The organism is Paenibacillus xinjiangensis, from assembly GCF_059686975.1.
This window is the reverse complement of sequence record NZ_JCAALS010000013.1, coordinates 54,583-76,819: the sequence shown is the minus strand read 5'-3', so window position 1 is coordinate 76,819 and position 22,237 is coordinate 54,583. Positions and strand designations below refer to the sequence as shown.

At 49.5% G+C, this 22,237-nt stretch carries 16 protein-coding genes; 13 read left to right on the top strand and 3 right to left on the bottom strand.

From position 1 onward, the window contains the following. Window positions 1-71 precede the first annotated feature (71 nt). Together AC6ESP_RS14650 and AC6ESP_RS14645 are read left to right on the top strand one after the other, a co-directional pair. A complete protein-coding gene (locus AC6ESP_RS14650) occupies window positions 72-2,360 on the top strand; it encodes a helix-turn-helix domain-containing protein (protein WP_497097479.1) in 2,289 nt (762 codons plus the stop codon). A 52-nt stretch (window positions 2,361-2,412) separates the two neighbouring features. After that, complete coding sequence (locus tag AC6ESP_RS14645; RefSeq protein WP_497097478.1) at window positions 2,413-4,014, top strand: extracellular solute-binding protein; 1,602 nt, start codon at window positions 2,413-2,415, stop codon at window positions 4,012-4,014. A 195-nt stretch (window positions 4,015-4,209) separates the two neighbouring features. On the opposite strand, the gene AC6ESP_RS14640 is transcribed toward AC6ESP_RS14645, so the two are convergent. Both AC6ESP_RS14640 and AC6ESP_RS14635 read right to left on the bottom strand, forming a co-directional pair. Next, window positions 4,210-4,833: a hypothetical protein gene (locus AC6ESP_RS14640; RefSeq protein WP_497097477.1), complete on the bottom strand. Its 624-nt coding sequence runs from the start codon at window positions 4,831-4,833 to the stop codon at window positions 4,210-4,212. Between the two features lie 53 nt (window positions 4,834-4,886). Beyond that, window positions 4,887-5,303, bottom strand: coding sequence for a hypothetical protein (locus tag AC6ESP_RS14635; RefSeq protein ID WP_497097476.1), 417 nt, complete (start codon window positions 5,301-5,303; stop codon window positions 4,887-4,889). Between the two features lie 289 nt (window positions 5,304-5,592). Between AC6ESP_RS14635 and AC6ESP_RS14630 the strand changes: the two genes are divergently transcribed. The 7 genes from AC6ESP_RS14630 to AC6ESP_RS14600 all read left to right on the top strand — a co-directional run bounded on the left by AC6ESP_RS14630 (window position 5,593) and on the right by AC6ESP_RS14600 (window position 15,690). Further along, window positions 5,593-7,401: a cache domain-containing sensor histidine kinase gene (locus tag AC6ESP_RS14630; RefSeq protein WP_497097475.1), complete on the top strand. Its 1,809-nt coding sequence runs from the start codon at window positions 5,593-5,595 to the stop codon at window positions 7,399-7,401. Continuing rightward, window positions 7,394-8,965: a response regulator transcription factor gene (locus AC6ESP_RS14625; RefSeq protein ID WP_497097474.1), complete on the top strand. Its 1,572-nt coding sequence runs from the start codon at window positions 7,394-7,396 to the stop codon at window positions 8,963-8,965. Before AC6ESP_RS14630 ends, AC6ESP_RS14625 begins: the two co-directional genes overlap by 8 nt. A gap of 160 nt (window positions 8,966-9,125) precedes the next feature. Then, window positions 9,126-10,556, top strand: coding sequence for a carbohydrate ABC transporter substrate-binding protein (locus tag AC6ESP_RS14620; RefSeq protein WP_497097473.1), 1,431 nt, complete (start codon window positions 9,126-9,128; stop codon window positions 10,554-10,556). A 106-nt stretch (window positions 10,557-10,662) separates the two neighbouring features. Further along, the gene (locus AC6ESP_RS14615; protein ID WP_497097472.1) at window positions 10,663-11,541 is read left to right on the top strand and encodes a carbohydrate ABC transporter permease; all 879 of its coding nucleotides are present in this window, start codon (window positions 10,663-10,665) and stop codon (window positions 11,539-11,541) included. Between the two features lies 1 nt (window position 11,542). Further along, a complete protein-coding gene (locus AC6ESP_RS14610; protein WP_497097471.1) occupies window positions 11,543-12,412 on the top strand; it encodes a carbohydrate ABC transporter permease in 870 nt (289 codons plus the stop codon). 47 nt (window positions 12,413-12,459) lie between these two features. After that, on the top strand, window positions 12,460-14,211 hold the full coding sequence (locus AC6ESP_RS14605; protein ID WP_497097554.1) for a glycoside hydrolase family 35 protein: 1,752 nt from the start codon (window positions 12,460-12,462) through the stop codon (window positions 14,209-14,211). 45 nt (window positions 14,212-14,256) lie between these two features. Then, window positions 14,257-15,690 carry an alpha-L-fucosidase gene (locus AC6ESP_RS14600; RefSeq protein WP_497097470.1) on the top strand — a complete coding sequence of 478 codons (1,434 nt, stop codon included), beginning with the start codon at window positions 14,257-14,259 and terminating at the stop codon, window positions 15,688-15,690. 110 nt (window positions 15,691-15,800) lie between these two features. Here AC6ESP_RS14600 and hflX read toward each other — a convergent pair whose 3' ends face one another. After that, entirely contained in the window at window positions 15,801-17,066 is a 1,266-nt protein-coding gene (gene hflX / locus AC6ESP_RS14595) for a GTPase HflX (RefSeq protein WP_497097469.1), read from the bottom strand. A gap of 538 nt (window positions 17,067-17,604) precedes the next feature. Between hflX and AC6ESP_RS14590 the strand changes: the two genes are divergently transcribed. The 4 genes from AC6ESP_RS14590 to AC6ESP_RS14575 all read left to right on the top strand — a co-directional run bounded on the left by AC6ESP_RS14590 (window position 17,605) and on the right by AC6ESP_RS14575 (window position 22,045). After that, window positions 17,605-18,942 (top strand): GGDEF domain-containing protein, encoded by a 1,338-nt coding sequence (locus AC6ESP_RS14590; protein ID WP_497097468.1) that lies wholly within the window; start codon window positions 17,605-17,607, stop codon window positions 18,940-18,942. 99 nt (window positions 18,943-19,041) lie between these two features. Further along, a complete protein-coding gene (locus AC6ESP_RS14585) occupies window positions 19,042-20,058 on the top strand; it encodes an NAD-dependent epimerase/dehydratase family protein (protein WP_497097467.1) in 1,017 nt (338 codons plus the stop codon). Then, the gene (locus tag AC6ESP_RS14580; protein WP_497097466.1) at window positions 20,058-21,128 is read left to right on the top strand and encodes a dihydrodipicolinate synthase family protein; all 1,071 of its coding nucleotides are present in this window, start codon (window positions 20,058-20,060) and stop codon (window positions 21,126-21,128) included. Before AC6ESP_RS14585 ends, AC6ESP_RS14580 begins: the two co-directional genes overlap by 1 nt. Beyond that, window positions 21,107-22,045: a Gfo/Idh/MocA family oxidoreductase gene (locus tag AC6ESP_RS14575; protein ID WP_497097465.1), complete on the top strand. Its 939-nt coding sequence runs from the start codon at window positions 21,107-21,109 to the stop codon at window positions 22,043-22,045. The genes AC6ESP_RS14580 and AC6ESP_RS14575 overlap by 22 nt, the downstream gene beginning before the upstream one ends. Window positions 22,046-22,237: the final 192 nt, after the last annotated feature.

The following is a 22,237-nucleotide window of genomic DNA, read 5'->3' as shown; positions in this document are numbered from 1 at the left end:
TTTTTTGTCTTTATTTGATATAATGCAAATCAAATCAATTCAATTCCTAAGTTAATCTATGGAGGGGGCTTATGAAGGATCGTTGGTTCGTGTTCAGCAAGAGCGTGGCATACAAATGGATGATTTCCTATGCAGTTATCATGCTTATTCCTTTGGTGATTAGCGCTATCATTTATGTTCAGACCAAACAAATCGTGGAGTACGAGATTCAGCGAGCCAGCCAAGCCATGCTTAAGCAAGTTAAATATATGGTGGACAGTGAGGTGAGCCAAACCGAGAAGCTGGCGATGCAGCTCTCGATCAACAGTGATGTTAACCGATTTTTGAATCTATCACGGCTCACGGAGCCAACTGCCGCTTATGAGGTTTATAAGATTCGTGAGGAGCTTGGCAAGTTAAAGTCTACCAATGATTTTATTAATGGCATTTATGTATATTCAGATAAGCTGGACACAATTCTAACTGATGAAACCTATACGACTTCGCAAATGTTCTACGATATTAATCGCCGTCTGTTCGCCGACCATTATGAGGAATGGCTCGCTACCGTTAGGAATGCCGCTTCTGGAGAGCGGCAGCAGCTGAATACGATCACCTTCGAGCGTTCGGGCGACACGGTATTCCTGATCAAGTCTCTTGGCGCGGCAAGTGAGAGTCATGCTTCAAGCAGCTCATTATTATTTCCGTTGAACACAAGCGCGGTACGTAAAATGCTCGACAACGTCGATTGGGTCAACAAAGGAGAGGTGTATATTCTGGACGAGCAGAATAACATCCTATTCCAGAACAATAAGAACAGAAGTGAGCCTGTATTTATCAACACGATTGGTGAAGACGACAAGACAGGCAGCTCCTTCGTGAATATTGACGGTACGGAGAGCATGGTCTCGTTCGTTACCTCGGACACCTCGGACTGGACATACATGAGCGTATTTCCTTCAACGGTGTTCTGGGAGAAGGCGAGAGAGCTTCGAACGATGAACCTGCTTGGTCTTCTTGTCTGTTTTCTGCTGGGTGGAGCTGTCATTTATTACTTTGCTCGCAGGAACTATAACCCGGTGCGTGAGCTGGTTCATGTCTTTAGTCGATTCGGTAAAAAAGAGGGCGAGTCCGTTCTGGACGAATTCTCCTTCATTCGGGAGAATGTACTGGCTGCTCTTAAGGAACGGGATGATATGAACAGCAGGCAGCACAAGCAGCTGCGTGTGATTCAGGCCTATTACTTGTCCCGCATGCTCAAAGGGCAGGCCGAGGACAGCAGTTCAGCTCTGGAAGCGGCCGCGTCGTATCATCTGGACTGGACATCGGAGAACTTTGCCGTGCTGCTGTTCTATATCCAGCCTGGCGAGGAGACGTCATTGTCAGCGGAGCTGTCCAACTTTATCGTATCGAATATTATTGAGGACAATGTCGGCGGATTGCATAGTCTTAGCTTCACCGATATGGACGGGCTGCTCACGGCCATCTTGAATATTAATCCGCAGCGGATGGATGTGTGGAAAGAGGATATGGAGGAAGCGCTGGCCAAAACGATGGAATTCATCGAGCGGCGCTACCAGCTGCAGACCGTCATGGCAGGCAGTGAGCTGCAGCTTGGGCTTGCCGGCATGCATCAAGCTTATCTGCAGGCGCTGGAGGCCCAGGAATACCGGCTTCTGCTGGAGGAGAATGTGTCGATCTGGTATGCGGATATTGAGCCGACCAGCGAAGATTATTACTTAACTATTAATGATGAGCTGGCCTTTATTAACGTTGTGAAGACCGGAGAGCTTGCCAAGGCCGAGGAGCTGATGGATGAGATTCTTCACCATATTTTCAGCAGTCAGTCCTCAATCGAAATGTTGAAATATACGATGATTGATCTAGCCAGCTCCATTATGAAATCTGCTCCACAGGAGACCCGTGAGGATCAGCAGGGGGACAAATGGCGTCCGATGAAGTATCTGCTCGCCTGTACCACCAAGGCAGATTTCCGGAAGGAGCTGATGCTCATTCTGGATATTACCTGTACTCGAATCAATGACAGGAAGTCGCTGCTGTCGAGCCCAGGCATTGCCGAGCAAGTCTCGGACTATGTAGAGCGCAGCTATATGGATCAGAATCTTAGTGTATCGCTGATCGGCGCAGAATTCGGCATCAATGCCCAATATGTGTCCAGGCTATTCAAGGAACAGACGGGCCAAGGTCTATATGATTATATTAACCGAACCCGGATCGAGAAGGCTAAGCTTCTTCTTGTCCAAGGGAACACGATTGAGGAGACGTCTCAGCAGACAGGCTTCACCAGCAGCAACGCGTTCATTCGAGTATTCAAGCGATATGAAGGCGTTACACCCGGCAAATACAGAGATATGCAATAACCTTTGATGGAGCAAAGCGAAGAATATGATGAGCACAGGATGGAGGTCTTTTATGTTGGTAAAAGGGGATCAGCAAACAAAGCTTCGCAAGCTGTTCATTCTTGTATTAGGTGTAGTGCTGCTGGCTGCCGGTTGTCGAGGCTCAACCAGTGTCAATGATGAAAACGCTTCACATTCAATTGTAAACACGGATGCTGCTGAAGCATTCACTTATCCTATGACAGGCAATGTTGAGCTTACCTTCATGAATGAGCAATTGGGGGGAGCCCCGGAGACTCTGCCCATTGATGAAGAATATGCGAAGAAAACCGGCATTTCCATTAAGCAGCTCGGCGGAGCACCGATGACTGACCAGAAATTCAGCCTCGTGCTGGCTTCCGGCAAGCTGCCGGATATTTTCCTGAATACCTGGCTTCAATATCCGGGAGGGCCGGACAGAGCCGTGGAGCAGGGATATATTCTGAAGCTTAACGACTTAATCGATAAGTATGCGCCGAATCTGAAGAAGGTGCTGCAAGAGAATCCCACTATCGACAAAATGATCAAAACGGATGACGGCACCTACTATGCCTTCCCTTTCATCCGTTCTGAATTAGGCCGGGTATATGGCGGCCCGATTATCCGCAAGGACTGGCTGGATGAGCTGAATCTGGGCATTCCCGAGACGATTGATGAATGGCACACCGTCCTGACAGCTTTTAAAGAAAAGAAAAATGCTAGTTCACCAGTGACCTTACGGACGTTATTTCTGGGAGAGCGGACCAGCGGCTTCGCAGGGGCTTTCGGGGTGATGGGCAATTTCTATGTGAATGATGACAGAGTCGTATATGGCTATTTGGAGCCTGAGTACAAGACTTACTTGCAGACGATGAGCCAGTGGTATAAGGAAGGGCTGATTGATAAGGATTTTGCCTCTATTGATTCCGCTACTGTGGATCAAAAAATGTCTTCCGGAGTCAGCGGAGCTACGATTGGCTGGCAGTACTACATTGAGAAGTACAATGCGGCCGTACAGGAAATCGATCCGAATGCCAATTTTGTGGCGGCTCCTTATCCGGCTGCAGTGAAGGGAGAACTGCCGACCTTCGGTCAGCTGGATAATGCCTATGCGGGAACCAGCTCTGCAGCCATCTCGGCGACTACCAGCAATCCAGAAGCGGCAGTACGTTGGCTGGATTATGCCTACTCGGAGGAAGGAAGCATGCTGAACACGTTTGGAATCGAAGGCATCACTTACAGCCTGGAGGACGGCAAGCCTGTGTATACCGAGCTCGTCGTTAACAACGAGGAGAAGCTGGGCAGCGATCAGGTTATGCTGAAATATTCACACAGCACCAACTTCCCGATGATCCAGCAGGATAACCATCTGCCGTCCAAATACACACAAACAGCCGAGGCGATCGACATCTGGAAGGCAACCAATCACGAGGCTCATCTGCTGCCTCCGATTACACCTACCGCAGAAGAGTCCGATGAGCTGAGCAGCATTATGAACGCTATTAATGCCTTGGCCAAGGAAGCGGATCTGAAGATTATATTGGGTACCGAGTCTGTGGACAGCTACGATACTTTTGTACAGCAGATGAAGGACTTGGGGATTGAGAGAGCTCTAGAAATTCAGCAAGCGGCTTATGAGCGTTATCTGGAACGGTAATGCTTAGACTAAAAAATAAAGAGAACTCTATTAGACAGACAAAGAGGCAGACCAGAAATGTTAATGAAATTCTGGTCTGCCTCTTTTGCTTGAGCTTGCTGCTAATAAAAAAACTCGTGGGTTAAACTCATTAAAATCACCTGGGACATCCCATGTTAATTTATTTATCTTACATAAACTAGTTTTGTGGAGTCTTTAACTTCCCTTCAGATTGAACCACTTACAATATTTCATGAATAACATTCCTTTCAGGTTATCATCAAAAATAGATAATTCCTTTTCCAATGAATGTTTATAAAACTCCAATAAATCTGTCTCAATGGCTTGCAGCTTACTAATTAAGTCATTTTGGTTGTATTCTATATAAAACATTTTCTGCAAATCTTGTTCTGACAAATCATTTCTCATAGTGCCAGAATAATCGTCAGACCATATTCTTACCAAATCATTTGCGTATTCTAAAGTGGGGAATGGATCATGACCAAGCCATACACTCTTTTTACTTAAGACAGCCTCAAGCACGTCTTTCCAATTCTCAAGCCCACAACAACAACTCGGAAGTATTGCTTTATCTTTAGTCTCAAAGGCAATTCCACCTTTCATAGCAACTTCATCAATAGTTATAAGTTCATTTAATATTTCAGTAGGCTCTCTATCCACATCTAAGTCGTTATATCCGCATACCAACGTGAAAAACAGGATGGCATCTCCCGATGTAGAGAATCTGGAAAGATAAATTGTTTCCCTGTATTCAACTTTTGATAACCAAGAGGGCTGCTCAAAATATGGATCTTGTATTACGGCACTAACTTTTCCCATGATTTTAACTCCCCATGAATTAATGTGTAAATACAGATTACCATATCTTCGCTTTAACCTAGTACACTAAAGAGTAAGGCTTTGGCAGCAAATTTCTTCTGTAACCGACCCTCAATCTTGGGGCTAATAGAAGCACGCCACCTTTTTTCCAGACTATCGTCCAAGGCGAGACTGACTACCGGAGCAGTTTGCAGCCCGAAATAGATTATCATAACGAGTCCTGTCACCTCTAGAATCGTTAACCCAAAGGCCAGCCACCCAACCGGAGAAGAAACGTCGCCTTCACTAATGGCCAACGAGGTTGAACTAATCAACCAGAACAGTGCAAGGAATGGAAGCTCATTGATAATGCCAAAGTAAGATCCCCAAGAATTAATAGCGCGAGGCCAGCTGTGAGGTATCATAACAAAATACATGCACCAAGCGACAAGCAGCACTGGAATAAGGTAACCAATAGGTATGCTTGGCATCGTCATCAGCTCTTTCATGGATATGTTATTTTCTATTTGTTATTTTCAAGTAATTGAGTATTATGCTATCACATAATACCACATATTGGTTCTGTCCTACCCGATCGCGTGGAAAAGGCAGCCGATCGTTTTGGCCAGTGGCCAGCTGCCGCGATGTATTCTAATCTAGATCCATCCATTATTGCAGGTTTTTTTGGAACGCCTTAGATCATTTCAATCTTGTCAATCTATCTTCCAGCTGGTAACCTTAACAATTAATTAATATAATCCATTTGAGAAGGTGCCAGCTATGTCACAACGATTCTCTCTCCCCAGCTTCAGGGAGGCTTCCTCTATCCTCAGGCAGCTTTCCATTAAGCATAGGCTAATAGCTGCTTTCTTGATCACCTCGCTGCTGCCCGTCGCGTTCGTCGCGATCTATTCCAATGTGAAATATGATTCCTCCATTACCAATAAGATTAGCGCCTCCTCCATGCAGATTCTAACGGAGCTCAGCCACAATACCGCTCGCGAGCTGAGTCAATATGAAACACTGAGTGAAACGATCATCATGAATAAGTCCATTCAGGGCGGGCTACCCAAATTCAATGCGCTGACCGATTACGAGAAGAACGAGCTCAAGACCCAAATTAACAATGAGCTGGGTCAGCAGATATTCCGCCTGAGCAATATATCCAACGTAGTCATTGTAACCAAAGACAGTAAATCTATCTTTGACCTTGGCTTTGAATGGTACCCGAACATTGAGCTGAACAATCTGGTGGCGGAGGTCAATGCTTCATCGGGGAATGCGCTATGGACCTACCTGCAATCCAATCGAAGCGCGAACCGCATTGCACTTACTCGTGCGATCTATGCGGAGGATAATCTGAATCAGATTATCGGATACGTCATTATAGTTATTGATGAGAAGGTATTCTCGAGAAATACATACGAGCAGACCGATCTAGGCAGGGGTGGGCGTATCTATATTGCCAATTCGAGCGGTCTCGTCGTCTCATCCATTAACGAGGACATCTCCCATGGCCTGCAATTCGAGCAGAAGGAAGTATTCGATCAGGTTACGGGAGAACGCAGGAATGAAGCATTCTATGCAGACATTGATGGAGATAAAACACTTATCGTCAGCTCGTATATTAGATCAGCAGATTGGTATTTGATCGGGCTTGTGCCCCATTCCTTCCTTATTGCGGAGCTCAACGATATGCGGATTGATATTGTATTCATCTGTATCGTCACTCTACTGCTAAGCGGAATTCTAGCAATGTGGATTTATTACAGTATACATAGCCCCATGCGATCCTTGCTGCAATATGCGAATCAGATCCGCTTGGGCCAGCTGGAGACGAAGCTAGGGAAATCCGAACCCGATGAAATGGGCAAATTGACGGAAACGATCGATCGAATGGTTGAGCAGCTAAAGCACTTAATCTATCAGGTTGAATCCGAGCAGCAGGCGAAGCGGGAGGCGGAGCTCAAAATGCTGCAAGCACAGATTAATCCGCATTTCTTGTTCAATACGCTGAATTCGCTCAAGTGGAGTGCGATGATGAGCGGCAATGAGGCAGTGAAGCAGGGGATCGAGTCCTTGTCCGAGCTGCTGCGCAACACCATTCTTGTGAAGGAAGAGCTTGTTCCACTTGATGTCGAGATCAATAATCTGATGCATTACGCAACTATTCAACGAATTCGCTATGGCGATTCGTTCAAGCTTTCTTTTGCCATGAGTGAGGATGAGCTGTATGCCTATCTTGTTCCCAAGTTCATTCTGCAGCCGATTGTGGAGAATTCGATCCTGCATGCGGGAACCGAGGATGGAAGCCGGGTAGGCATTCAGGTGGAAGGGATCAAGGAGGGGAATTTCCTGAGAATCATCATTACGGATGATGGCAAAGGCTTTGACATGAATGAAGCCAATGCCCGCAAATCCGCTACTCATTCCAAATTATCAGGAATCGGCATTGCCAATGTGGACGAACGAATACGCATTCATTTCGGAAAAACCTACGGTTTAGTTACCCAGAGTGTGCTGCATGAAGGAACAGAGACAGTCATCACCCTGCCTATTCTGATGAAGGAAGGTCAAAGCCATGTATAAAGTCTTAATCGTCGATGATGAGATGATCGTGCGCCACGCGGTAAAAACGTTGATTATATGGGAAGGAAGCCGCTTCGAATATGTGGGTTCTGCAGCTAATGGTGTGTCAGCGCTGGATATGGCGGGCAGAACGGGAGCGGATATTATCATTACGGATATCAAAATGCCGGAGATGGATGGCTTGGAGCTGATCAAACGGCTGAATGCAGAGGAATTCACTGGTGAGGTGCTGGTCTTAAGCAATTATAATGATTTCGAATTGGTGCGGGAAGCGCTGAAGTGCGGAGCCTATGATTACATGCTGAAGCTGACGCTCAAGACCGAGAGCTTCATGCAGACCTTAGAGGAAATGGCAGTCAAGCTGGATGGCAGGAGAGAAGGGGCAGAACTGGCGCCTGCGAGGCTATCCTCTCGTCCGATCCATTCCAAGGAGCTGATATTGCATATTCTGAAGGCCATGGATGCGAGCAGCGCAGGTTCTTCAGCTTGGGTTAGGAATCAATTAATGGTACAGGACAGCCGTGTCTACTCCTTCGTCATTCTGCTACAAGATAACGCCGAGCTCGGACTTAGTGCAGAGAGCGAATCTCTGGACATGCTAGACAAACTAGTCGACGGGTTGTTCCCAGAGAGTGACTGGACCTATATCATCCCCACTGCGCCGCGGCGGTTTCTGCTTGCAATTGCATATTCTTCGAACAGCTCCTCGGCTGCGCCAGAGGAGCTTGCACGCCGGATGATTAATCTAGCACAGATGTATTACAGCGTGCAGATTAGCGTGATCTATGCTGCGGTTGCGGCAGATGAAGACGCACTCGCTATGGAGATGAATCGCAGTAGACAGGCGGAAGAGCTGTTGTTCTACGGACAGTCTCTATCAGGCTGCCTGTCTAATCAAGAGTCTGCGAGTGAAGGGGATAAAGAGTTCTGGCTTATGGAGAGCAAGCTCCGCGACAGCATACGCACAAGGAATGTGGAGGCTATTGATCAATGGGCACAGAGCGCGCTCGGTCTTGTTGAGACAGCGGCTAAGCGATATATTCATCCCCATGTGTTGAAGCGGGCACTCCGTGGAGGTATCTGGAGTGTTGCAAGCGATGAGCAACTCCAAGCAGTAGGCAAATGGGATGAGCAGCCATGGCTGAGGAGAGTGGAGGCAGCCGGCTCAGTCTCAGAGCTACAGGAAATCATAAGGAATTTATCTGCGGAAGTAGTCGAATGGATGAGAAGACTATCTCCGATATTAGCCAGGCGGGATGAGGTGCGCCAAGCGATTAAATACCTGGAGCAGCAATATCACGAGCGGGTTCTTATAACGGATGTGGCTGCCCATGTCAGTCTATCGGAGCCGTATCTATGCCAAATATTCAAAGCCGAGACTGGTCAGAGCATCCTGACCTACCTGAACGAGATTCGGATGACCAAAGCGTTCGAGATGCTAAGCTCTGGCAACTATCTGGTTAAGCAAGCCGCCATCGAGGTTGGCATTCCGGACCCCTTTTATTTCAATAGGCTGTTCAAACGACATTATGGCTACGCTCCTAAAAATGTGAAGAGGGTGTGAACCTAGACGATTTTAAGATGTGTACAAAAATCGTCTGGTGATAAGGAATTCGTTCTCTCATCCACCTTGAAATCGTCCATGAACTTCATGTCTTTTGTTCATTTGGCTAGCTTCTCTTGAAGCTTATAATGAGAGCAACAAAGGTTAAGGGGGTCATGAAATGCAACAAAAGAAATGGTTCACAGCTGTGGCTGCTTCCGTAATGGCGGTATCGGTACTGGCAGGCTGCGGCTCGAACAATGGCAACGGTAATTCCAATGGCAATAACGCTTCACCAGCTCCAACCACGCCTGCCGCTTCGGAGAGTCCAGCAGTGGAAGGCAACACTTTTGAAAATAAGGAATTGAACGTAGCTGTATTCCAAGGTGGTTATGGACGCGAATATTGGGACACGATTGCTGAAGATTTCATTGAGGACTATCCCGGTACGAAGATTACGATTACCGCGAGCCCCAAGATTGCCGAGCTTGTCCGGCCTAAGATCGTAGCAGGGAATCCTCCGGATTTCATGTACATTGCAGGAAGCGATAACACGCCTCTTCTAAGCGGACTTATTAAGGATAATGCTCTGCTCGATCTAACCGATGTGTTTAATGAAATAACCGAAGAGACAGGCGCGCCGCTTAAAGATAAAATTCTGTCAGGCGTACTTGAATCGCGTTCAAGCTCTCCTTATGGCGATGGCAAAGTATATCTCGCTCCTTACAACTTCGCTGTAATGGGCTTGTGGTATAACAAGACGCTATTCGATGACAAGGCAATTGCTCCTCCTAAGACATGGGATGAGTTCATAGCGGCTAATGCGACAGCGAAGGATAACGGCCGTTCCCTATTTACCTATCAAGGGTTATACCCAGGATATCTAGAGGAAATGATCGTTCCAGCGATCTATAGCGCTGGCGGACAGGAAGCATTGGATCAGTTCTTCAACTACGATCCGGAGTTCTGGAAGAGTGAAACGTACCGAAAGGTATGGGGTATGCTGGAGCAATTGGCTACTCTGGACAATGGACTTATGAAGGGCACGATTGCACTTAATCATACACAAGCACAAACCGCATTCATGCAGGGCAAGGCGATGTTCATCCCGAATGGCACTTGGTTCGAGGATGAGATGAATGACGCTCCTCGTGAGGATGGCTTCCAGTTCGGATTCCTTGGTGTTCCTTCACTTGAAGCTGGCAAGCCAGTTACCGTGTTCACCAACGTTGAGCAGATGGTCATTCCGGCGAAGGCCAAAAATCCTGAGCTGGCCAAAGAATTCCTGAAATACTTGTACAGCGACAAGAGCGTTAAGCTGAATGCAGAGAAATCCAAGGGTGTGCTGGCGGTCAAAGGCGCTCCAGATATGGCGAAGGAATTTATTCCAGAAACAACTTATAACGTGTACAAAGCGGTTGACAGCGGTATGTTCGCGGTTAACGGGTCATTCCAATCTGTAGCCAAGGGCAGCAAATACAATCCTAGCGATGAAGTCTACAAGCCAATCTCTTCGCTCATGAACAAACAGATGAGTCTTGATGCGTATGCCGATAAGCTCTACAAAATCTACACAGACATCCAGAAGGAACTGCAAGAGAGCGGAGAATAGGAAGCAGACGCTAAATGACCGAAAACCTGCCGCGTGTTTGGAAGAGCCGGCAGGTTTTCCTGTATCTTGAGGAGAGAAAGGGCTGGTTAAGAGCATGAATATGAATATGAAAACAAGACGGGGATTGTTCATCGCGGCCTGCTTGCTTCCGGGGCTGGTGCTGTTCTTTCTGTTCAAAGTATATCCGACCGTACAAATTTTCCAGAAGTCGCTCTATCAATGGACCGGCGTGGGCGATGAGCCCAAATTCATTGGCATGAAAAACTTCGTTGATATGTTCCAGGATGATTCCTTCCTGTTAGCTCTTCGCAATACGGGATTCCTGATGCTGATTGTCCCTGTGCTGACGCTGTTGATCGCGCTGGTGAACGCGTCCCTATTAACGCAGTCCAAGCTGAAAGAGCGAAGCTTTTATCGAACCGTCTTTTTCTTCCCCAGCATATTATCCTTCGTCGTAATTGCCATTCTATGGTCGTTCATCTACCATCCTACGATGGGCATCGTCAATTCTGGACTTGAGATGTTAGGGCTCGGCGACTGGGCGATGGCGTGGCTCGGCGATCAACGAACCGTGCTATGGGCGCTTGCAGTGACCTTGATCTGGCAGGCTGCGGGTTATTACATGGTGATGTATATGGCTGGCATCGACAGCATCTCACCTGATTTGTATGAAGCGGCCGGCTTGGACGGCGCGACTCGTTTGCAGCAATTTTTCTATATTACCATTCCGATGCTATGGGAGATTATTCGGGTTACGATTATATTCAGCATCAACGGGGTTCTCTCAATCAGCTTCGTTATCGTATCGATTATGACAGCGGGTGGACCTGACCGTCATTCTGAGGTTGTTATGACCTACCTGTACAGTCAAGCCTTCACGAATTCGAACTTCGGCTATGCGATGGCGATCGGCGTCTTTATCTTCATTATCTCCCTGCTGCTTGCCCTGATCAGCAATAAATTAACAGAAAGGGGATCGCATTAAGATGTCCGTACGCCCTATGTCTATCCCTGCTAAGAAGAAGTCCTCCATTGGCGTCGGCAAGCTGATTCTAAGAATCTTCCTGCTTGTCCAGACTCTCGTAGTCCTGTATCCGCTGCTATGGAATGTGCTTGCTTCATTCAAGACCAATACCGAGGTTATGGAAAGCCCATGGTCACTCCCCACCGGATTGAACTTGGATAACTATGTGCGAGCGTTCACGACTGCTAAGATCGGCGACTACATGATCAACTCCGTCATCGTTGTCATCATGTCGATGGCCGTGCTGCTCCTTACGGCGGTTCCGACTGCGTATGTGCTGGGGCGGATGCGGTTCCGTGGAAGGTCTTTCTTGACCAATTTCTATATGGCTGGCCTATTCATCGGCGGCGTATATATTATTGTTCCTTTATTTATTATGATGAACGACCTTCATATGCTCGACAATCGTTTTTGGCTGAGTGCCGTCTATGCAACGGGGAGCCTGCCATTCTCTGTCTTCTTATTGACGGGCTTCATGAAGTCCATCCCTCATGATTATGAAGAGGCGGCTATGATTGATGGCTGCGGCTATTTCGGCACACTGTTCAGGGTGATCATGCCGATGGCGCGCCCGGGAATTATTACGCTCATCGTATTCAGCTTCTTCGATTTCTGGAATGAATACGTACTTGCGATGACCTTCATTACGACCGATACGAAGAAAACCATTCCGATTGGCTTATCCAATCTAATGTCGATTCAGCAATATGCGACCGACTGGGGCTCGTTGTTCGCTGGTCTGGTTATCGTCCTCGTACCGACTCTCGTGGTCTATGCGCTGCTTCAGAAGAAATTGACTCAAGGCATGATGCTTGGCGGAGTGAAGGGCTAATAGCTTCTAGCTTCTCGTCTATCATATACAAAGGAAGGATGAGCAGATTGGCTGCTTTTGGAATAGAAGGGAATCAGTTCGTGTATCAAGGGAAACCCACATTGATCTTATCGGGAGCGATTCATTATTTCCGTGTTGTTCCCGAGTACTGGGAGGATAGGCTGCTTAAGCTGAAGGCCTGCGGATTCAACACGGTCGAGACTTATGTGCCTTGGAATCTGCATGAGCCGAAGGAGGGGCAATTCTGCTTCGACGGCATGGCGGATATCGAGAGGTTCGTATCATTGGCTGGTGAGCTCGGGCTGCATGTGATCGTGAGGCCAAGTCCTTATATTTGCGCGGAATGGGAGTTCGGCGGTCTTCCGGCATGGCTGCTCGCGGATGCCAACCTGCGTCTACGTTGTTATGACAGAAGCTATCTGGACAAGGTAGACCACTATTTCGACGAGCTGCTGCCTCGGCTGAAGCCATTGCTGTGCACGAACGGCGGTCCGATCATTGCGATGCAGATCGAGAATGAATACGGAAGCTATGGCAATGACAAGCCGTATTTGCGAGCGATTCGCCAAGCGATGATAGACCGAGGCATGGATGTGCTTCTGTTCACCTCGGACGGACCGGAGGATCATATGCTGCAAGGCGGTATGGTAGAAGGTGTGCTAGAGACGGTTAACTTCGGCTCTGGGGCTGCGGAAGCGTTCCGCAAGCTGCGAGAATACCAGCCGGAAGGACCGCTCATGTGCATGGAGTTCTGGAATGGCTGGTTCGATCATTGGATGGAGGAGCATCAATCCCGTCCTGCAGCCGAGGTGGCCGAGGTGCTGGATGAGATGCTGCAGGAGGGTGCCTCCGTCAATTTCTATATGTTCCATGGTGGCACGAACTTTGGCTTCTATAATGGGGCTAATCATATCAAGCGATATGAGCCTACAGTTACCAGCTACGATTACGACACTTTATTGAACGAATCAGGAGAGCCGACGGAGAAGTTTTATGCCGTTCGCAAGGTGCTGGAGCAGTATGTGGATCTGCCAGAGCTGCAATTGCCCGAGCCTACTGCCAAAAAAGCTTATGGAGAAGTTCACCTGACAGAGTCGGCTCGCTTATTGGATCAGCTCGAGCGGCTCTCCTCTCCCGTGAAGCGAACCTGCCCAGACCCTATGGAGAAGGTGGGGCAGGCGTATGGCTTTATCGTATACTCCACTACGATTACAGGGCCAAGAAGCGGGATGAAGCTCACCCTTCAGGAGGTGCGGGATCGAGCTCTTGTATTCGTAGATGGGGAGTATATCGGAACGGTCGAGCGTTGGAATCCGATTGCCCTGCCATTGGAAGTTCCGCAAGGAGGCGTCCGGCTGGATATTCTCGTGGAGAATATGGGCCGCGTCAATTATGGTCCGCTTATGCGTGACAGCAAAGGCATCACCGAGGGAGTGCGGCTTGATAATCAGTTCCTGTACGACTGGACGATCTATCCGCTGCCGCTGGACTCCTTGGATAACGTTATCTATGAGTCATCAATAGAAGATCATGACCAGTTGAACCATCCGACCTTCTACCTTGGTACGTTCATTGTCGATACAGCAGCAGATACGTTTATCCGGCTGGACGGATGGAATAAGGGCAGTGTGTTCCTCAATGGCTTCAATCTAGGGCGATATTGGGCAGAGGGACCGACGCGAACCTTATATGTTCCTGCGCCTTTGCTTCGAGAGGGAGAGAATGAACTGATTGTACTCGAGCTTCACGGGATGAAGTCGCCTACTGTTGTTTTAACGGATAAGGCAGATTTGGGCTAAGTGGGTCTTGGCATAGAATGGCCCGTTATGAAGGAGGCAGCAGGTATGGGAATTTCGATTATGGAGGCTGCGCGCATAACGCCGTCTGAGCGTCAATGGAAGTGGCAGGAGCTGGAATTCTATGGCTTTATTCATTTTACGGTGAACACCTTTACCGACCGTGAGTGGGGAATGGGGGATGAGAGCCCTGCGATCTTCAACCCAACGGAAATGAATCCGGCTCAATGGGTGGAGGTATGCCGATCAGCTGGCATGCGGGGACTGATACTGACCTGCAAGCATCATGATGGTTTTTGCCTATGGCCAAGTGAGTATACCGAGCATTCGGTTAAGAATAGTCCTTGGAAGAATGGGCAGGGTGATGTAGTTCGCGAGGTTGCGGAGGCCTGCCGCGCAGCAGGGCTGAAGTTCGGCATTTATGTATCCCCATGGGATCGGCATGAGCCGAGCTATGGAGATTCGGAGGTGTATAACCGACATTTCGTTGATCAATTGAGTGAGCTGCTAACGGGCTATGGAGAGCTCTTCTGCGTCTGGTTCGATGGCGCATGCGGCGAAGGGCCAAGCGGCAAGCGGCAAATCTATGATTGGGACGCTTATTATGGGGTTATTCGGGAGCATCAGCCGAATGCTGTAATCTCGGTGTGCGGCCCGGATGTGCGCTGGTGCGGGAACGAAGCGGGCAATACCCGCAGTCAGGAGTGGAGTGTCGTGCCTGCGACCATGCGGGATAACGAGAAGATTCAGGAGAACTCGCAGCATGCCGATGATGGTGAATTTGCGAAGCGAGTTGGCTCGCAGGATGAAGATCTCGGCAGTCGAGATGTACTTGCGGAAGCAGAAGAAATGATCTGGTATCCAGCTGAGGTCAATACATCGATTCGTCCGGGATGGTTCTATCATGCGGAAGAAGATGCACAGGTGAAATCACTAGTTGAATTGACTGAATTGTACGAGCGAACTGTAGGCGGCAACTCTACCTTCCTGCTGAATCTGCCGCCTGATACAAGGGGGCTCATTCATGAGAATGACGCAGCCCGAATGCGGGAGCTAGGTGAGCGAATACAAGAAGCCTACAAGCATAATCTAGCAAGCGGAGCTAGGGCGTCGGCAACTTATGAGAAAGATGCCAGCCACCAAGCAGGTCATGTTACCGATGGACAGCCGTCAACCTATTGGTGCGCGCCGGAAGGGCAGGAAGAGGCTCAATTAATAATCGATTTGGGGAGCGAGCAAGCTTTTGACCGCGTTGTCATTCAGGAGTATATCCAAGAGGGTCAGCGGATCGAGCAATTCCGAGTGGAGTGGCAGGATGGCGAGGTATGGCGACCTTTGCATGAGGGCAGTATTATCGGTTATAAGCGCATTTGCCGGTTCGAGGAAGTGACGGCTAGGCATATTCGCCTTGTAATCTTAAGCTCCCGCTGGTATCCGACCATTAGCCATATAGAAGTCTACTCTACTGGGCTGAGCATGTAACGGCATGAATAGTTATGCCCGTTAATCATGAAGCACGTTGGATGTAGACACGAAGAAGAGGAAGCCGGCCATCAAGCCAGCTTCCTCTTCTTCGCGTTTCATCTGCTCGGCTACAGAACAGTAACATTGCTGCGGTATTTCTCGAAATCAGCGACGCGGCATTCCAGCTTCATCCGAGTGCCCTCCGCCTCATATTCAGTCAACAGGACATGGGCATTCTCATTGAAGTAGGCGACCAATCTCCCTTCACTGAAGGGGATGAGCAGCTCGCATTCCATATAGTCATTATAGATATGGTCGCTAATCAGCTTCGTGAGATCCTCCAATCCACTCTTGTTTCTGGCGGAGATATAGATGTTGTTATCTTCAACGACCGGGTAAGGATGATCCGTCAGATCACATTTGTTGTATGCATAGATCGTCGGGATATCATAAGCTCCCAGCGCTTGGAGCGTCTCGTTGGTAACGGAGATCAGCTTCTCGTAATCCTCGTGGGCATAATCGACGACATGCACGAGCAGGTCTGCCTCAGCTACCTCTTCGAGCGTGGAACGGAATGCTTTGACCAGGTGATGGGGAAGCTGGCTGACGAAGCCGACTGTATCCGTCAGCAGGAATGACTTGTTATGTGGCAGATCAATGCTGCGGACAGCGGTCTCTAGCGTAGCGAACAGCATATCCTTAGCGAACACTTGCTTGTCGCTGCCCGGGTTATACTGGTCCAGCATCGCGTTCATCAAGCTGGATTTCCCGGTATTCGTATAGCCGACGAGACAGACCACGGGTACCTCGTTCTTATGCCGCTGCTTCCGCTGAATTTGACGTCTGGCGACCAGCTTCTCCAGCTCAGTCTGAAGGACAGTAATTCGCTCCTCGATTCTACGACGGTCGAGCTCGAGCTTCGTCTCGCCGGCGCCTTTGTTCTTGAGTCCAGCGCCGCCTCCTTGACGTCCTAGAGATGCGCGAAGGCCAACAAGGCGGGGCAGCATATATTGCAGTCTGGCTACCTCAACCTGAAGCTGAGCTTCTCTCGTCTGGGCGCGTTCTGCGAATATATCCAGAATCAGAATGGTCCGGTCAATGACCGTCCTCTCCAGAGCAGCCTCTAGATTGCGAATCTGGGAATGGGACAGCTCATCGTTGAAAATAACGACATGCGCGTCATGCGCTTCAAGCAGCGCGAGCAGCTCCTCAATCTTCCCTGTCCCAATATAATGGGTTGGATTAATACGGTCTGCCTTCTGACTAAGCTCATCGACGACCTCGATATCGTTAGCGGCAGCCAGATTGCGAAGCTCTTCCATGGAATAGGCAAAGTCGGTCTGCCTCTGCAGCTCAACGCCGACGATTATTGCTTTTTGCTTCGATTGTTCCATTATTCATCATCCTTTAGAAGGTTATAGTTAAACTAAAAAACACAGGCAGCTCTGCCTGTGTTCACCGTTAATAGGTAAGAGGAATCCAGAAATATCCCACAGGAGCATATAGCTCCTTCTTCATATGGAATGATGGTCTTCCACACTTTCATGAACAATAGCTGACCAGTAAGGCAGGATTCGAGTAATCCAGCTGTTACCGGAGCTTATCATTAGCATGCACGTATATGGAAATTCCGTTCTAAAGGTGATTGCGAAATATGGGTACCTTCAAAATGGCAGACCTATCCTGAGTCCTCTGCGCACAGGCAGAGCTTTGGCGCTATTCAATTAGCAGCTGCGCAAAGACCTAACTCGGATAAAGTCTATCACACGGAACCCTCCGTTCGTTTAAATTAGCACCAGTGTAGCACAACGGCTCATCCAGCTGCAAGCGGCTAGCAGCTGTTGACGGTTCAATAAGCAGGAATTTATTGTATACTATTGCTGTGCTGAGGGGTATGATTGCAGCAGAATGAGAAGAGGAGGAAAGCCTCTAATGATGGATAGGAAGCCAGATAGGATGCCCCATATTAACATTGGATTCATTGGGACGCAGCCGATTATTGATAAAATGCTGGATGCAGTCAGAGCATTCCCGACATTCGTTCCGCAAGCGCGTATTGTGGAGCAGGATGGACAGACACTGTCTATCGCGAAGCAGCTGAGCACAGAGGTCGAGGTGCTTCTGCTAGCAAGCCCTTCGTCTTATCGCCAGGTGAAGGAAGAGCTGAAGCTCGATATTCCGGTGCTTCATGTGCCGCTTACGGATATTGCGTTGTACAAAGCATTGCTGAGAGGTTATCGCACGGACAAGCTGGCAGGGGGAATATCGATAGACACGCTTACGCTGGCGATGGTCAAGCGAACGCTGAGAGAGCTTGACCTCGAAGAGGTCAACGTTCATGTATACGATGGACCGGCTTACGCAGCTCCCGAGCAGCTAATAGCATTCCATCGCCATCAAGCGGAGTCAGGGGCGTGTACGCTGGCTCTTACCGGCATGCAGCTTGTATCCGAGCAGCTAACGGAGCTTGGTCTGACGAGCGAGTGGCTCATTCCAGCCAGTCAAGATCTATCGGTCGCCTTGGAGCGTGCTCTACTCGCAACGGAGTCTCGCAAAGGCAAAGAGTCGCAGATGGTGGCAGGCATCATTAATGTCGATGACTTTGGTGCCCTTGTGATGCAGCGAACGAGTGAGCATGAGGTGCAGAAGCTGAAGCTGGATATTCACCGGATGCTGCTGCAGTATGTGGAGTCGCTGGACGGTTATTTGACCTCGCTTGGCGGGGATGAGTATTTATTTTTCACGACTAGGGGTATCTTCGAACGAGAAACAGGCGGCTACAAATCGATCCCGCTAGCGAAGGATGCGAATAAATCACATGGCATCTCGCTTAGTCTCGGTGTCGGCTTCGGCATGACGGCTAATGAAGCGGGTACCAATGCAAGGATAGCGCTTAGAAAATCGAAGGAAGCGGGAGGGAACACCTGCTTCATCGTACGTGAGGACAAGACTCTTATCGGGCCGCTCGAAATGGCAGATTCGGTTCAAAGTGTCCTGACCCCTACCGATGCTGAACTGATCAAGCAGGCAGAGGATGCGGGCATGACAAGCGCTTATTTGAGCAGGCTGCTCAGCCATAAATCCAGATTCGGCACGTATGAATATACGGTTCACGAGATGGCGTCCCTGCTGGGCATTACGGTCAGGAGCGCGCATCGGCTGCTTCTGCTGTGGATCGATAACGGTCTCGTAGAGATCGCGGGGATGGAGAAGGTGCCGAAGGGACGGCCGCGGCAAATTTTTCGCATTCTCTTTTTGATGGAGCATTAAGCATCTCTTACTGAGTATTTAAAGACGATTAAAAGATTTGTCTTTATATCTGCCGCCTCGTTATCATGGAGACAGGAAGTCATGAGGAGGATGGTAGAGATGAAGTCAGTTGCAGAGCTGGAAGCGATATTAGCAGCACCCTCGGAAGCCTTGATTCAAGATTTGGCAGCTACGGAAGGCGATATTGTTATTCTTGGGGTCGGCGGTAAAATGGGGCCAAGTCTAGCGAGGCTCGCAGCGAATGCGGTTCGTGCGGGCGGCTTGTCCAAGCGAGTAATCGGCGTGTCGCGATTCTCGAACAAGGAGGCGCAGCAGGAGCTGGAGGACGCTGGCGTGGAGACAATTTCTTGTGATCTGCTGAATGATGATGAGCTTCAGAAGCTGCCGGATGCCGCCAATGTGATCTACATGGCGGGCAATAAATTCGGCACAACGGGCAAGGAGCATTTTACATGGGCGATGAATGCTTATTTGCCGGGCCGGGTAGCGGAGAAATATAAGAACTCACGTATTGTTGTGTTCTCTTCTGGCAATGTGTATCCTTTCCTGCCTGTGGGCAGCGGTGGGGCTGATGAATCGATTACCCCTGAGCCAATTGGCGAATATGCGCAGTCCTGTCTTGGCCGCGAACGGATTTTTGAATATCACTCCCATAAGAACGGCACGCCTATGGTGCTGTACAGGCTGAACTATGCGATTGATATGCGCTATGGTGTCCTGCTCGAGATTGCCAAGGCGGTTCATGAAGGACGACCCGTGAATGTCGAGATGGGGCATGCGAATGTGATCTGGCAAGGGGATGCCAATGAGATGGCGCTGCGCTCTCTGCGGCAATGTACGAGTCCTCCGAGCATCCTTAATATAACGGGTCCGGAGACGATGTCGATCCGCTGGGCAGCAGATGAGCTTGCGAAGCGAATGGGCAAGGAGGCAGCCATTGAAGGTGTCGAGTCTGCGACAGCGCTGCTGAATCATGCTTCGAAGTCCCATCAGCTGTTCGGTTATCCGCGTGTATCGCTGCTGCAGCTGATGGATTGGATTGCCGAGTGGGTACAGCTCGGCGGAGCGACTTGGAATAAGCCCACCCATTTCCAAGAGAGAAAGGGGAAATTCTAATGGCGACTGGATTATCCCCGCAGCTGCTCAGCGCGCTTCATGATGGGCTGGTCATTCCGGCGCATCCGCTTGCCCTAGATGAGCAGCGCAGACTCGACGAGACGTACCAACGCGCGCTCACCCGTTATTATATCGCTTCGGGAGCCGGAGGCATTGCCGTCGGTGTTCATTCTACACAGTTCGAAATTCGGGAGCCGCAGCATAATTTGTATGAGCCCGTGCTGAGGCTGGCCGCTGAGGAGGCTGCTGGGGCAGGCTTAGAGCGTCCCTTCCTCAAGGTAGCAGGCCTATGCGGCCCAACAGAGCAAGCTGTATGCGAGACTGATATTGCGCTTGGGCTAGGTTATGATGCAGGGCTCCTTAGTATGGGGGGCCTCAGTGGCTGGAGTGAACAGGATATTCTAGAGCGGACGGTACGTATCGCTGAGAAAATACCGGTTATCGGCTTCTATCTGCAGCCTTCTGTCGGCGGGCGGATATTCAGCTTCGACTTCTGGCGGGAGTTCGCAGAAATTCCGAATGTGGTTGCGATTAAGATGGCTCCGTTCAACCGCTATCAGTCGATTGACGTTGCTCGCGCGGTTTGTTATTCGAGCAGACGGGATGAGATCGCTCTTTATACAGGTAATGACGATAACATCATTAACGATCTGCTTACGGTGTTCCGGTTCGAGGTGGAAGGGGAGCAAGTCGAGAAGCGGGTTGTTGGCGGCTTGCTCGGCCATTGGGCGGTATGGACACGGAAGGCAGTGGAGCTGCTGGAGGAAATCAAAGAAATTCGTTATAACGATTTCCTGGCATCAGATTGGTTGACGAGGAACATTCAGGTCACGGACTCGAATGCGGCCTTTTTCGATCCGGCTCATCACTTCGAAGGCTGTATTCCAGGGCTGCATGAGGTGCTGCGCAGACAAGGGCTGATGAGAGGCATATGGTGCCTGAATCCGGAGGAAACCTTATCGCCAGGACAATCAGAGGAGATCGATCGAGTCTATGCGCAATATCCGCATCTGAGTGACGATGCATTCATCCGAGAGTATCTGCCGCTGTGGCTTGGGAAAAAGGTCTAATGCTCGAGAGGCTAGTGAATCCGTCGGCTCCCCTGCGTATTGGTATCGTAGGAACAGACTCTTCGCACGCCTTGGCTTTCACTCGATTGCTGCATAGGGCTGATGAGCCCTTCCATGTAGCTGGGGGGAGGGTGGTCGCTGCCTTTGCTGGCGGTTCGGCAGACTTTCCCCTCAGCATCAATCGTGTTGATGCGTTCGCAGGGCAGCTCGAATCGGAGTATGGTGTTCGATTAGTTCAGACACCCGAGGAGGTCGCCGAGTGCTGCGATGCGATTCTATTGACATCGGCAGATGGAAGAGTGCATCTCGAGCAATATGCTCGGCTAGTACCCATGGGCAAGCCCGTATTCATAGATAAGCCTCTCGCATTAACAGCCGCAGATGCTTACATCATCGGCAGGCTGTCTGCGGCTCATGGAACACCTGTCATGAGCAGCTCTGCTCTTAGGTATGCGGAGCGGCTGACGCAGACGCTGTACGGATTGCAAGTGATAGGCGCTGATGTGTTCGGGCCAATGAGTGTGGAGAAGACACAAGGCCATTATTTCTGGTATGGCATTCATCTGGTGGAGATGCTGTATGCCATCATGGGCGAGGGCTGTGTGTCCTGCTCAGCTGTTTCTACACGGCAGCATGATCTCATTACCGGACAGTGGCGGGATGGCCGTATCGGTACGGTTAGAGGCATTCGCGACGGGAAGGGGACATTCGGTGCGGCTATTCACCAGCAGGAGGCTACTGAGCTGCTGGCCGTTCAGGACGCTGATAAGCCGTTCTATGCGAGTCTGCTGGAGAAGATCATGGGCTTTTTCCGCAGCGGCGTATCGCAGGTAGCATGGTCAGAGACGATGGAAATTATCGCTTTTCTGGAGGCGGCTGAAGCCAGCAGAGTGAGTGGCGGGCTAGTCCGGCTTTAGCTTCACAAGCAAGCAGGATTGGGTTAATCAAGAACAAGGGGTGCTCCCAAGGTCAAGTGACCTCTGGAGCACCCTTTTGTTAACATATAAGACTTTGTATGTTTCATACGTAGGTGAACCTACATTTTAAGAGCGCTAAAAACGAACCTATATAATAGAAGAATGCGAAAGTATAGTTATTTAATAAACTAG